Genomic DNA, 12,886 nt, shown 5'->3' with positions numbered 1-12,886 from the left:
TCTCCGCAATCAACGGTTTGGAGACAACGATGCGACCCGTCTTCCGGTTTGGCGTACATGTTGTTGAGATGGTCGTGGCGATGCTGGTCGGCATGTTCGCGCTGCGGCCGCTGTGGGCGTTGGCATTGCCCGGCGCGATCGAGCGGACCGACGTACGTACGCTCGCGATGGCCACCGGCATGGCCATCGGCATGGCGGTCTGGATGCGTGTACGTGGCCACGGTTGGGCCGGCATCGGCGAGATGGCCACCGCGATGTACGCGCCGTTCATCGTGCTGCTCGTGCCGTACTGGTTCGGCGCCGTCTCAGCCGGTGTCGTCATGACCGGAGGCCACGTGCTGATGGTGATCGCGATGGTCGCGGTCATGCTGCGGCGGCGGTCGGAGTACACCCGCGGCGGGCACCGGCTGCCGCGCGCCGTGGTACGGATCGGCGCGGTGGTGCTGGCGCTGGCGGTACTGCCGGTGTCGGTCGGTGCGGCGGTCGCCGCAGTGAACACACGAAGCGTGTACGCGCCGCCGGCGCCGGGCGCTCCGGCGCCGGCATCACGTCCCTTCGACCCGACGCTGCCGACCGCCGTCGTGGTGCTCGGCGCCGAGGGGGCCCACGCCGGGGACATGCTCGGACCATTCGAGGTGCTGGCCGTCACGGGACGCTTCAACGTCCTCACCGCCGCCCCGACCGCGGCACCGGTCGCCCTGACCGGTGGCCTGGACCTGGTACCCGATGTCACGTTCGAGTCCCTGACCACCCGGCTTGGCGGCCGCGCCGCAGACGTGGTCGTGGTACCCGCCATGCCGCGCACCGACGAGCCGGCGGTGCTCGACTTCCTCCGGCGGCAGGCCGACGACGGCGCGCTGATCCTCAGCGTGTGCGTGGGCGGCGAGGTCGCCGCGGCAGCCGGGGTGCTCGACGGGCACACCGCCACATCGCACTGGTACTACCTGGACGGCCTGGAAAAGGACTTCCCTGAGGTGCGGTGGCAGCGCGGCGTCCGATACGTCGACGACGGCCAGGTGATCAGCACCGCCGGCGTGCTCTCCGGCATCGACGGCACGCTACGCGTGATCGAACGCCTGACCGACACGCAGGTCGCCGCCGCTGCGGCACAGGCCGTGGGCTGGCGCCACTACTCCCCCGGAACGCCGCTGCCGATTCCCGTGCAGCGCTTCGGTCCCGGCGACGCGATCGCCGCACTGAACCAGTCCTACCGCTGGGACGCGCCAACGGCCGGGGTCCTGCTCACGGACGGCGTCGGTGAACTCGAACTCGCCTCGCCGTTCACCACCTACACCGAGGCCGTCTACGCCGCCCGCACGCTCGCCGTGTCGCCAGGAGCCACAACCGTCCGCTCCCGGCACGGGCTGACATTCGTGCCCCGCGCGACGCTCGCGGACGCACCACAGCTGGACCGACTGCTGGTGCCCGGCGCGGCAGCCGCCGCCCGGCACGACGCGCCCACGACCCACGACCTCCAGCCGGCGTACCTGCACGCGACACCCGGCTTCGCCTTCGACGGACCACTACGCGACATCGCCACCAACGTCGACGTCCCCTCCGCGGCGTGGCGAGCCAAACTCCTGGAGTACCCGACCGGAGACATCACCCTCACCGGCCGCGGCTGGCCCTGGGAGCGCACCCTCCGCCCGGTCGTCCTCGCGCTAGCCGGCCTGGCCCTACTCGCCGGTGGGCTGGCCGTACGCCGGCGCCGGACACGCCGACCGGTGCAGCAGGACGACCACCGCGCTCCGGCAGCCGCGTAATGAGCAGTTCGAGCGGTCGGCGCATCGGGCCGCCCGACGTCATGGTGCCGCCGGAGATCCACCGCTCCCCCGCGGACGCCGTCACGTTCGGGTTGCTCGGCCCGTTCGTCATGCTGGTCCAGGGCCGACCCGTGCCCGTCCGCTCGCCCAAGCACCGGACGCTGCTCGCCGCGCTCCTACTGGGAGGCGGCCGCGTCCTTCCGGTCCGGCACCTCGTCGACGCCCTGTGGGACGGCCGCGAGCCGGACAGTCCGCGACGTGCGGTCCAGCTCACGGTGGTGCGGCTTCGCGCGCTCCTCGACGCGGCCGGCTGCGCCGGCGTGATCACCACCAGCGCCGACGGTTACCGGATCGAGCTGCCAACGGAGTCCCTCGACCTCAACCGGTTCCGACGATGCCTCGACGACGCCGATCGGGCGGCGAACCGGCCGGACCTCGCCGCGGAGGCCGCGGCGCTGCGGCGAGCGCTGTCCCTGTGGCGCGGCGAACCGCTGGCCGACGTCCCCTCCGAGACGCTGCACCGACTGCACACGCCGGGTCTGCGTGAGCAACGGCTACGCGTACTCGAACGGTGCTTCGACTCCGAACTGCGCCTCGGACGCCATCGTGAGGTGGTGGAGGAACTGTTCGAGGCGACGACCGCGTACCCGTTGCGCGAGCGGCTGCGGGCGCAGCTCATGACCGCGCTGCACTGCGACGGTCGACGCGCGGACGCGCTCGCCGCGTATCACACCGGACGCCGGCACATGGCCGAGCAACTGGGCATCGATCCTGGCGAGGAACTGCAGCGCCTGCACGCGTCAATCCTCGACGGTCTCCGGTCCCGCACCAGCGGCGCGATTCTGCCGCCTGCGGTCCCGCGTCAGCTACCGGCCGACGTATCCGGGTTCACCGGACGGATGGCGGAGCTCGCCGAACTGGATGCCATGGTCGCCGGGCGCGGCCCACGCGAGCCGCAACCGGCGCCCGTCGTGGTGGTCACCGGCGCGGCGGCCGTCGGCAAGACAGCGCTGGTGCAGCGCTGGGCGCGACTTTCGGCCGACCGGTTTCCGGACGGCCAGCTCTGGGTCGACATGCGCGGCCACCAGAAGAACCGGATATCGCCGGGCGACGCACTCGGCCGGTTCCTTCGGGCGCTCGGTGCACCGGACGAGGTGATTCCACCCGATCCAGACAGCCGGGCTGGGCTGTACCGAACCTTGATGGACGGCCGACGGGCCTTGGTCGTGGTCGACCACGCTCGCAACGCCGAGGATGTCCGGCCGCTGCTTCCCGGCGGGCCCGGCAGCGCCGTCCTTGTCACGAGCCGTGACCGGTTGGCCGGTCTGGTCGCGGCGAACGGCGCTCGCGTCCTGCCCCTGAACAAGCTCGACGGCGGGGAGGGCCCATGAACCGCGGCGACCTGAGCTTCGGTCTGCTGGGACCGCTGGCCGTGCGCTCCGCCACGCACGGTCAGCTGCACATCCGCTCGCCGAAGCACCGGATCCTCCTCGCCGCGCTCCTGCTCGCGCCCGGGCAGGCCGTGCCGGTCGCCAATCTCGCCGAGGCCGTCTGGGGCACGCGTCCGCCGGCGAACGCGAGACGTGCGCTGCAATTGCACGTGTTGCGGGTGCGCGCCTTGTTCATGGAGGCCGGGCTCGCTCCGGTGATCGCGAGAGACGCCGGCGGGTACCGCATCGACATCGACGCGAACGCGGTCGACGCGTGGTCGGTCACGCGGCTGGTGGACGAGGCGGACGCGGCAGCCCGTCGCACGGATCCGCAAAACGAACTCGCCGCGCTCAGCCGGGCGCTGGACCTGTGGCGCGGTGAACCGCTGTGCGACGTGCCGTCGGACCTGCTGCACGGCAGGTATGTCCCAGTCCTCGACGAGCAGCAACTACGCATCGTCGAGCGGTACCACGACGTCGGCCTCCAGCTGGGCCGCTTCGACGAGACGGCCGAGTCCGCTTTGCGCCATCTGGCGCGGTACCCGCTTGCCGAGCCGTTGTGGCACCAGCTCATCACGGCGTTGCACAGCAGTGGCAGGCGGGCGGACGCGCTGCAGGCATACCACCAGGCTCGGCAACAGCTGGCCGCGGACCTCGGCGTCGGCCCCGGGCGCGCGTTGCAGCGGCTCTACGCGAGCGTGCTGTCCGGCCACAGCGCGACCGCTGACCTGGCCGGCCCGCCGGACGTGCCGCGGCAACTGCCGAATGCGATCGCAGGGTTCGTCGGGCGCTCACCAGAACTGCGGCAGCTCGAGGCACTGATCGACAGGAGTGACCGGCAGCCGGCAGTAGCGGCGCTGACCGGCATGGGAGGCATCGGCAAGACCGCACTGGCGGCCCACTTCGCCCGCCGCGCCGCGGACGCCTTCCCGGACGGCCAGCTCTGGATCGACCTGCGCGGGTACGACGCTCGGCCGGCCCTCACACCCACGCAGGCGTTGACGATCCTCCTGCGGTCGCTCGGTGAGCAGAGCTCGCAGATGCCCACCGACTTGGACGGCCTCACCGAGCGGTACCGGTCGGTCATGGCCGACCGGCGTGCGCTGATCGTGCTGGACAACGCCCGAGACGCCGGCCAGGTGCGTGCGCTGTTGCCCGGCGGATCGCCGAGCCTCTTGCTCATCACAAGCCGTCACATGCTCAGCGACGTGGTGGTCCGCGCCCGAGGGCAAGCGCTCCGCTTGGAACCCCTCGATCGGCAGGAGGCGTGTGCTTTGCTCACCGCCCGGCTCGGCGCCGACCGGGTGGACGGCGAGCCCGAGGCGGTCAACGGCATCGTCGACGTGTGCGGGGGCCTGCCGTTGGCGCTGGCCATCGTCGCTGCCCACGGGGTGGCCTGTCCCACCGCACCGCTGGCGGATCTACCCGGGCAGTTGCAGGCAGCCGACGCCGACCTCGACCGGTTCTCCAGCAACGACGTGCGGGCCGATGTCCGCACAGTGCTGTCCTGGTCCTACCAGGCCCTTGGACCCCAGGCGGCGCAACTGTTTCGTCGACTCGGGCTCCATCCGAGCCCGGCCATCCGCGAGGCGGCAGCCGCGGGCTTGGTCGAGGCAGGGCCGGCCGGGGTGCGACCGCTGCTTGACGAGCTGGTCGCGGAGCACCTGATCGCCGAGCCGCAGCCGGGCAGTTTTGTAATGAACCGGCTGGTCCATGCGTACGCGGTCGAGCTGGCACGGGCCTTCGACAGCGCCCGACGGCGCGTCCTGGCGCGGTACGGCCTCCTCGACCGCCTCGCCCGGCACGGGCGAGCTTCCCTCGCCCCCGACGACGGGCGACGATGGTCGGTATGGGAGTGAGTGTGGACGCGCGGCCCAGCCTTCAGGGCGCGGGCGAGGGTGCGGGCCGACTCTGGGACGCCTATTTCGCGGCGGTCTTCACCCTGACACTGGCAGCCGTGGCGTTGTCCGAGGCGTCCGCCGCCCGGCGTTGGCTCGCCGCCATCACGCTGGGTGCGATCGCGACGCTGTACCTGGCGTACGGGCGCGGCCTGGCGCGCCGGGGCACCATAGACAGCCGCGCCGGTGGCTTCCTCGCGGCAGTGCTGGTGCTGTTCCTCGTGGCGCTCACCGGAGCGGCGCCGAGCTCGTTCCTGCTGTTCGCGATCTGCCCGCTCGTCTTCCGCATGTTGCCGATGTGGCCGGCCGCCGCCGTCACCACACTCGCCAACGCCCTGCCGGCGATCGTCGCGATCCAGCGTGAGGGCTTCGCCGGGCAACTGCACACCCACCTGCTGCCGATGGCGGTCGGTGGCGCGATCCTGTCGCTGGGGCTCGGCCTGTGGATCCGGGAGGTGGTGCGCCGCAGCCGCGAACGGGCGGACCTCATCGTGCAGCTGGAGCAGTCCCGGGCCGAGGTGGCCAGACTCTCGCACCAGGCCGGTGTCGCCGCCGAACGGGCCCGCCTCGCCGGGGAAATCCACGACACGCTCGCGCAGGGCTTCACCAGCATCATCGCGCTGCTGCAGGCCGCCGGTTCCGATCTTGACGACCTGGAAAGCAACCCGGACGGTGACCGGGCCCGGCACCGGATAGACGTCGCCGTGCGCACGGCTCGGGAGAGCCTCGCCGAATCCCGGGCGCTCGTGGCCGCGCTCGCGCCGGTCGCCTTGGACGCCGGCCCGCTCGACGAGGCGGTCCGAGACCTCGTCGCCCGGCTGGGCGAGCAGACGCTGATCCGCGCGTCCTACCGGCTGTCCGGCACGGTACGGCCGCTGCCGACCGCGGTCGAGGTCGTCCTGCTGCGCGCGGCTCAGGAGGCGTTGGCGAACGTCCGCCGGCACTCGTTCGCGTCCGAGGTTTCCGTAACGCTCGGGTACAAACCGGACGCCATACGGCTGGTCGTGGCGGACGACGGGCGCGGCTTCGACCCCGCCTCCGCCAGTGGCGGGTTCGGGCTCCGCAGCATCCGCGCCCGGACCGACGAGGTGGGCGGGACGCTGACCGTGCAGAGTGGCCGGGACGCCGACCAGGGTACGACGCTCACACTGGAGGTGCCGCAGTGATCAGGGTGCTGCTCGTCGACGACCACCCGGTGGTCCGTGAAGGCCTGCGCGGAATGCTCGAGGCCGAACCCGACCTCACCGTGGTGGGTGAGGCCTCCTCCGGTACCGAGGCGGTGCGGCTCGCCACCGACCTGGCGCCGGACATCGTCCTGATGGACCTGCGTATGCCGGGCATGGACGGCGTCGCCGCCACGGCGGAGATCGTGGCCGGGCCCGCGCCGCCGCGGGTGATGGTGCTGACCACCTACGAGTCCGACGCCGACATCCTGCGCGCGGTCGCCGCCGGCGCCACCGGCTACCTGCTGAAGGACGCAACGCGGACGGACCTGGCCGGCGCGGTGCGCGCCGCTGCCCGCGGCGAGACCGTGCTGGCCCCGTCGGTGGCCACAAAACTCGTCCAGCAGGTGCGTTCCCCGGCCCAGCCGCCACTGTCGGCACGCGAGATCGACGTGCTCCGGCTGGTCGCGCGGGGCCTGACCAACGCGGAGATCGGCACGGCCCTGTTCATCTCGGAGGCCACCGTCAAGACCCACATGTACCGCGTCTTCACCAAGCTCGACGTCACCGACCGCACGGCGGCCGTGACCACCGCCATGGCCCGCGGCCTCCTCCAGTAGGCACCGAGAAGACCATCATGGCCACTATTCGTTCCAGTTCGGCGAGGGGGAGTTTGCTGCTCACCGGCGGGTTGCACGGCTTGGTCAGGACGCTCGGTCCGCGGGTGCGCGCCGACGCCGACGGGCAGCGTTCGACCTGCAGTTCAGCTGCGGACGACACTCGGGTCGGCCGTCGCGGACGAGGGCGACGTGGTCAGGGGCGGCCGTTGAGCGAGTCGAGGAACCGCTGCTCGAACGCCTCGGTGTTGACGTCGAAAGCCGCATGGACCCGGCTGCCGGCCGGGGAGACCATCGTCCGGCCCGACTGCACGCCGTCCTGGACCACGTCCACGCGCGCGTCGCGGAACGGCGCGAGTTCCTCGTGGACCAGGGCAACCGCCGCCGCGGCGTCCCACCAGTACATGATGCCCAGGTCGATCAGCGCGAGCAGGTCCGGCTGACTGGCAATACGGTACGCCAGGCGGGCACCAGGTGCGTCCTGATTCGCGGCAAGCCGGGCGATAAACGTCCGCGTGATGGGTACGGACGCGGTGGCGTCCAGCGGGACCAGATACACGCTGCTGGAAAGAGCCTTGCGGAGCACGGTGCGGGCCGAGACGGGATCGAGCCACATATTGAATTCCTGCGAGTTGTCGAACCCGGGAAGTGCCGAGCCGTACAGGTTGCCCGGGACCTCCAGGGCACCGCCCATGATCTGTATGCGGCCGATCCGCGCCGCGACACGCGGAACGCAAAGCGCGGCGGCCAGATTGGTCAGCGGGCCGGTGGCCACGACGGTGACGGGCCGCGCGGAATCCAACACAGTGCGGCAGATCAGGTCGGGCGCCGACATGGGCGCTCGGTACCGGAGCAGTGACGCATCGCCCAACGCCCCGGTCAACACGTTCTCGATCGTCGCCACCAGCTCGGGAGGGGCGGGATGGACACCGGCACCGGTCGCTCCTTCGGCGACCGGTACCTGCGGGAGACCGCACTGCTCCAGCACGCTGCGCGCATGCCGGAGGGTCCGCTCGGGATGGCCGAATCCGTTGTTGGCCACGGTGACGGCGCGGAGATCGATCCGTCCGAGCTTGTGCTCCTCGCAGAGGTAAGCCAATGTCGAGGCGTCATCGAAGTCCATGTCGCTGTCGTAGATCACCGGAACCGGCTGGTCATCGGGAATCGACGCGGGTGCGGCCTCCGACGCCGCCGCATGGCCCAGACTTCCGCCGAGGACCGCCGACCCCAGGACACCCAGCGCCGATCGCCGTGTCAGCCTCATCGTTGCTCCTCGTATCAGTCGGCTGGTTGGACCCGGAAGGAGTGTCCCGTACGGCTGCTTCAGATGGCCTTCAACGGGCCTGGCCTGTACCTCCGGTGGGGCTACTGCTGCTGGGGCCCGGACCTCGCGGGAAGGCCGCGCAGCGCGGGGCGACGGTCCTTGCGACCATCTGCTTGTTTTCCTGATCAGGAAACGCCGAGCGGACCGATGGCGCCGGCATCACCCGAAGGCCCGGGACCCTTCTGGAAGGCAATCTGAAGCGGCCGGATGGCACGGTGTATCGCGGGCCTCAAAGCGCCGGCAGCGTTCACTGGGCGCACGACTGAAGAAAGGAAAAGGACGCAATGGACACTGCCCCGCTCCGGCACGCCTACCGTGCGCTGCTGGATGCTGCGGCCGCAGTGGCGGACTCCGGCCACCCGAGCCCGCCGGCCGGCGAGTGGAACGCGGACCAGATTCTGGCGCACGTCACCCTCATCAATGCCGCCACCATCACCGCTGCTTCCGCTGTCGCTGGGGGAGCGAACACGACCTACGACAACCGCATAGCTCTCGACACCTGGACCATCGAACGCGTCATCGCGCTCGCCGGCGGCAACGTAGGGCTCCGGGGGCGCATCCGCCTCCAAGGAGACGCCCTCTGCGCACTCGGCGGACCGGCGTTGAGTGAGGCCGAACTCGACACACTGGTGCCCGCCCGGCTCCTTTCCAGGGACACACTCCTGGTCAATCAGCCGCTGCCGCTGAGGGACATCATCACCGGCCTCGCAGAAGTGGAACTGCCCGGACACACGAAACAACTCCTAGCCCTCCTGCGGGACGGCGACGGCGCCGAAATCACAGCGTGATCCTTCAGCCTGCAACGACGGGCAGGCAGTGGTGCCCGGGTGTGGGCGTGACTGTCGCCCGACGCAAGGTCAAGGGCAGCTGGTCCTAGCCCGGAGCGCATCTCGCGCGCCGCCCCTGGGGATCCGCACGTGGATGGCAACAACGATCGTGGCTCCGTTGGCCGAAGAAAGGGAGATCTTGATGAATCAGCGCAAACGGTTCGGGGATTGGCCGCTACGGCTGCTAACCGCAGCTGTAGCCGCCGTTGTGGTGCTCCCGGTCGGGCTCCCTGCGCACGCTCAGATTCGGGGTCGGGCGCAGCCAGTGCCCGAGCAGCCGGTGACCGGCTGGGTCAGGCACAATGCCGCGACGCTGAGCAGCATCGACCCCGCTGCTGCGCTCGACGACCTGGCGCCCGTTGGGCGGTCGGTCGGCGATGCGGAGATCGTCGGGTTGGGCGAGTCGATGCACGGGACGGCAGAGGAGACCAGACTCAAGCATCGGGCCTTGCGTTTCCTGGTCGAGCGGATGGGTTTCCGGTCGATTGCCTGGGAGGAACAGTGGACGACCGGGCCCGTCGTCAACGAGTACATCCGTTTCGGCCAAGGTGATCTGGACACGGTGATGGCCCGGCTGGGCCCCCAGTGGCAGACGCGTGAGGTCGCGGATGTGCTGCGGTGGCTGCGTGACTTCAACGCCGGCCGTTCCGACAAGGTGCATTTCGTCGGTGTCGAGTACTACTGGACGTGGCTCGAGGCATACGACGCGGTCGACGCCTATGTCGCCCGTGCCGCTGCCCAGCGGCTGCCGGAGCTGCGCAGCCACCTGGGCAAGATCCATCCCGCTCCCGGCTCGACTGTTTTGGAGCACTTCCAGAAGTACCAGGCGGAGCCGGACAAGGAGCCGTACATCCGTCAAGCCCACGAGGTGTACGACCTGGTCGCTCGCCTGCCGCACCAGCCGGGGGACCGTGCTCACGCGCTGGCGCTGCACAACGCCAGGCAGATCGTCTCGTTCTACGAGCACTACAACCTGTCAGCCGATGATGCCCTCGTTTACCGGGACGCTCGCGCGGCCGAGAACCTGAGGTGGTGGCGCGAGTTCAGCGGTGACAAGATCGCCTACTGGGCGGCGAGCCCGCACACCGCCAACGCCCCGCAGCTACGCATGGGCGCACCAGGCCAGACGGACAAGCGCTTCCCGAGCGCGGGTTCGTACCTGCGACGCTGGTACGGCCAAAAGTACCGGTCAATTGGCTTCACCTTCGACCACGGCACCGTGAATGCCTTCGGCACCATGACTCCCATGCCACCACCCGCGGCGGACTGGTTCGAGCAACCCCTCGGCAGGGTCGGCGTCGGCCAGTTCACGCTGGACCTGCACACGGCCGCCCCGCCGCCGGTCCGTAACTGGCTGGACGCCCCCATCAAGACCCGTGGCCTACCCGACGGCGGCCCGGATGCGTTCATGGACGGTGGCACCCTGCGCCAGTGGTTCGACGTGATCGTCCACCGCCAGGAGGTGACTCCCGCACAACCAGCCTGACCACCACGGCAAGGTGCCGCCGCCGGTCACCGGCGGCGGCACCTCAAGGGCCCCCGCACGGCCTCGCGAAAGCGAGCCTATGGGTCGTTGCAGGAGAAGTGAGTTCCCGCAAATCAACAAGCTCCGCGCAGTGCTGTCCGGTCCGCCCGAACTGGCCGGAGCGCTGCTTTGAACGAGCCGGAAGATCGCTGAGGACAACACCTCTGCACATACCGCTCCTCTGCCTCAAGCCCATCTCTGTCGAAGATCCCCGCCGGAGGCAACGTTCCGGGTACTGGGGCAGTCTGCAATCGGCCGGCGCGCCGGCCGATGCCGGCGCTTGCGCCGCCAGCAGGCCGAGCGCGACTGGACCATCCCGTGGGACAAGTGGTGATCCGCGGGTAGCAGCCCGGTCGGGCTCAGTCGGCGACCTCGACCAGCGGGAAGGCTCGGTGGCGCCGGGGCGGGACCAGGAAGTTCTGGCGGCGGGTGCAGGTCAGGAAGCGTTCCAGGCCGTTGTCCTGCTCGGCCACCCGGTGCTTGCGGGCCAGGTCCACGGCCGCCTGGTTGCGCCGCATCCGGGTGAAGAACTCCGCGGTCGGCACGAAGATGCTGAAGTGCAGCTTCGGCTGGCTGCTGCCGTCCGGCACGTCCAGGGGGTCGAAGCCGGGGCCGTCGATGCGGACGTGCATCGGGGTGCCGTCGGACGCGCGGGAGCTGCGCTGGAGGGTGGACAGGTGCCCCATCCGGCGCTCGCCCGCGGGCAGGCCGATCCCCCTGGCGGTCCGCTCGGCGTAGTCCGGGCCGCGGTTCTCGGCGGGCAGGAACGACGGCCCGCCGCCGTCGCTGAGCTGGTCGGGGTTGCCGGGATGCACCGCCGGGGCGTGGAACATGTACTGCACCCGCTTGGTGAAGTTGCCGTTCTCGCTCGGCGGGGTGTCCGGCGCGGCCATGTCGTAGAACTGGAGCATGTCGAGGATGACGTGCGACAGGTGCTGGATGCTGCCGTTGTCCAGATAGTCGCCCGCGCGGGCGGTGGTCAGCCGGGCCGCGGGGTGGCCGGCGAAGGTGCAGATCGCCGGCGGCCCGGAGGCGTTGGACTGCTGGTCGGAGAAGCCCATCCACATCGGGGAGTCGGGCTGGATGAACCGGGCATAGGGCAGCCGGTTCTGCTCGGCGACCGAGCGGGGCAGGCCGACCTGGGTGAACATGTGCCGGCTGGAGGTCACGGTGAGCAGCCCGGCGAGGGCCGGCGAGGGTGTCGCCTGTCCGCCCAGCGTGCCGCTGCCGTCGAACCAGGCCAGCACGTCCTGGATGACGGTGGCCCGATCGCTGCGGAACGTGAACAGCAGGTCGTGCTGCTCGATCCGCACCGGGACGGTGAAGCGCTGCTTGGTGACCCCCGGGTTGTCCGGGTGGACATCGGTCGGCGCGGGCGTCGCCTCCTCCAGCACGGACCGGGACGGGTCCGCGAGCAGGCGGGGCAGGTGCGCGCCGACGAGATCGCCGGTCAGGCCGCCCGGCAGCCGCCGGAAGTACGGCAGCCCGTAGGAGACGAAGGTCATCAGGCCGGCCGCGCCGAACGGGTACCGCGACTCCAGGGTGGCGAGCACCCGGGCCAGCTCCCGCTGGTCGTCCCGCCCGGGGGTGCGGGCCAGCGTGGCGGTGAGGTAGACGGTGTGCACCGGCGGCATGACGAACGGCCCGCCGGTGGGCGAGGTCTGCTCGGGCGCGCTGAACCGGGCGACGTCGAACTGGATGTCGGGCAGGCCTGCGGCCGGGTCGGGCGCGGCGGGACGGTGCGGGGTGCGGGCGTCGGCGGAGCAGGCGGCGAGGGCGGCGGCGGCCATCGCCAGCGCGCCGCCAGCCAGCACCGTCCGGCGATGGAGCCGGGACTCGTCGGCCATGGGTCAGCGGGACCGGTCGAGCGCGGCGCGCAGGGCCGCGCCCAGCTCCGCGTCGCCCGGGTCGGTCAGCCGCACCGCGTGCTCGGCGAGCCCGACGAAGCCCTCCCGGGCGCCGCCGTTGCGGGTCGGGCTCACCAGCACCGCGTCGGCGTCCTGCTCGACGTCCACGTGCCGGGTGCCCTTGGCGTAGCTGGTCCAGGACCGCAGGCCGAGCGCGTCGAGGACGGGCGCGAACGGGGACGGGCCGCCCCGCAGGTCGGGGCTGGGGAGGCCGGTGCGCGAGGCGGCGAGCATCCGGCGTACGGCGGCGCCCAGGTCGCGGGCGTCGACCGACTCGTCGAGGACGTCGAAGACGCCGTTGGCGATCCACATGCCGTCGGTGGTGAGCGAGGAGGAGTGCGCGACGTACCGACCTCTGCGCAGGTCGAGTGCGGCGAGTCTGGTCATGGATGTCCTCGGTGGGGAGGGGACGCCCCAGGATACCCGTGGGGC

Annotated in this window: 10 protein-coding genes; 7 read left to right on the top strand and 3 right to left on the bottom strand. The window is 71.1% G+C overall.

Annotated features, from left to right (window positions below):
* Nucleotides 1-68: 68 nt before the first annotated feature.
* From ACGF4F_RS05145 to ACGF4F_RS05125, 5 genes are read left to right on the top strand one after another with little or no spacing between them, the layout of a single operon-like run.
* Nucleotides 69-1,763: a DJ-1/PfpI family protein gene (locus tag ACGF4F_RS05145; RefSeq protein WP_393075038.1), complete on the top strand. Its 1,695-nt coding sequence runs from the start codon at nt 69-71 to the stop codon at nt 1,761-1,763.
* Nucleotides 1,763-3,154 carry a BTAD domain-containing putative transcriptional regulator gene (locus tag ACGF4F_RS05140; RefSeq protein ID WP_393075035.1) on the top strand — a complete coding sequence of 464 codons (1,392 nt, stop codon included), beginning with the start codon at nt 1,763-1,765 and terminating at the stop codon, nt 3,152-3,154. Before ACGF4F_RS05145 ends, ACGF4F_RS05140 begins: the two co-directional genes overlap by 1 nt.
* Nucleotides 3,151-5,052, top strand: coding sequence for a BTAD domain-containing putative transcriptional regulator (locus tag ACGF4F_RS05135; protein WP_393075032.1), 1,902 nt, complete (start codon nt 3,151-3,153; stop codon nt 5,050-5,052). The genes ACGF4F_RS05140 and ACGF4F_RS05135 overlap by 4 nt, the downstream gene beginning before the upstream one ends.
* Complete coding sequence (locus tag ACGF4F_RS05130) at nt 5,043-6,257, top strand: sensor histidine kinase (RefSeq protein ID WP_393075029.1); 1,215 nt, start codon at nt 5,043-5,045, stop codon at nt 6,255-6,257. The genes ACGF4F_RS05135 and ACGF4F_RS05130 overlap by 10 nt, the downstream gene beginning before the upstream one ends.
* Nucleotides 6,254-6,874, top strand: a complete 621-nt coding sequence (locus tag ACGF4F_RS05125; RefSeq protein WP_073837583.1) for a response regulator transcription factor — start codon at nt 6,254-6,256, stop codon at nt 6,872-6,874. The genes ACGF4F_RS05130 and ACGF4F_RS05125 overlap by 4 nt, the downstream gene beginning before the upstream one ends.
* A 193-nt stretch (nt 6,875-7,067) precedes the next feature.
* On the opposite strand, the gene ACGF4F_RS05120 is transcribed toward ACGF4F_RS05125, so the two are convergent.
* Nucleotides 7,068-8,135 carry a nucleoside hydrolase gene (locus tag ACGF4F_RS05120; protein ID WP_393075026.1) on the bottom strand — a complete coding sequence of 356 codons (1,068 nt, stop codon included), beginning with the start codon at nt 8,133-8,135 and terminating at the stop codon, nt 7,068-7,070.
* 344 nt (nt 8,136-8,479) lie between these two features.
* Between ACGF4F_RS05120 and ACGF4F_RS05115 the strand changes: the two genes are divergently transcribed.
* A complete protein-coding gene (locus tag ACGF4F_RS05115; RefSeq protein ID WP_393075023.1) occupies nt 8,480-8,983 on the top strand; it encodes a hypothetical protein in 504 nt (167 codons plus the stop codon).
* Between the two features lie 304 nt (nt 8,984-9,287).
* The gene (locus tag ACGF4F_RS05110) at nt 9,288-10,508 is read left to right on the top strand and encodes an erythromycin esterase family protein (RefSeq protein WP_393075020.1); all 1,221 of its coding nucleotides are present in this window, start codon (nt 9,288-9,290) and stop codon (nt 10,506-10,508) included.
* A gap of 398 nt (nt 10,509-10,906) precedes the next feature.
* On the opposite strand, the gene ACGF4F_RS05105 is transcribed toward ACGF4F_RS05110, so the two are convergent.
* Nucleotides 10,907-12,394: a hypothetical protein gene (locus ACGF4F_RS05105; RefSeq protein ID WP_393075017.1), complete on the bottom strand. Its 1,488-nt coding sequence runs from the start codon at nt 12,392-12,394 to the stop codon at nt 10,907-10,909.
* A 3-nt stretch (nt 12,395-12,397) separates the two neighbouring features.
* On the bottom strand, nt 12,398-12,841 hold the full coding sequence (locus tag ACGF4F_RS05100; RefSeq protein ID WP_393075014.1) for a hypothetical protein: 444 nt from the start codon (nt 12,839-12,841) through the stop codon (nt 12,398-12,400).
* Nucleotides 12,842-12,886 lie beyond the last annotated feature (45 nt).

Source organism: Micromonospora sp. NPDC047740 (assembly GCF_043204735.1).
Lineage (GTDB): Bacteria > Actinomycetota > Actinomycetes > Mycobacteriales > Micromonosporaceae > Micromonospora.
This window is presented reverse-complemented; position numbering and strand designations above follow the sequence as displayed.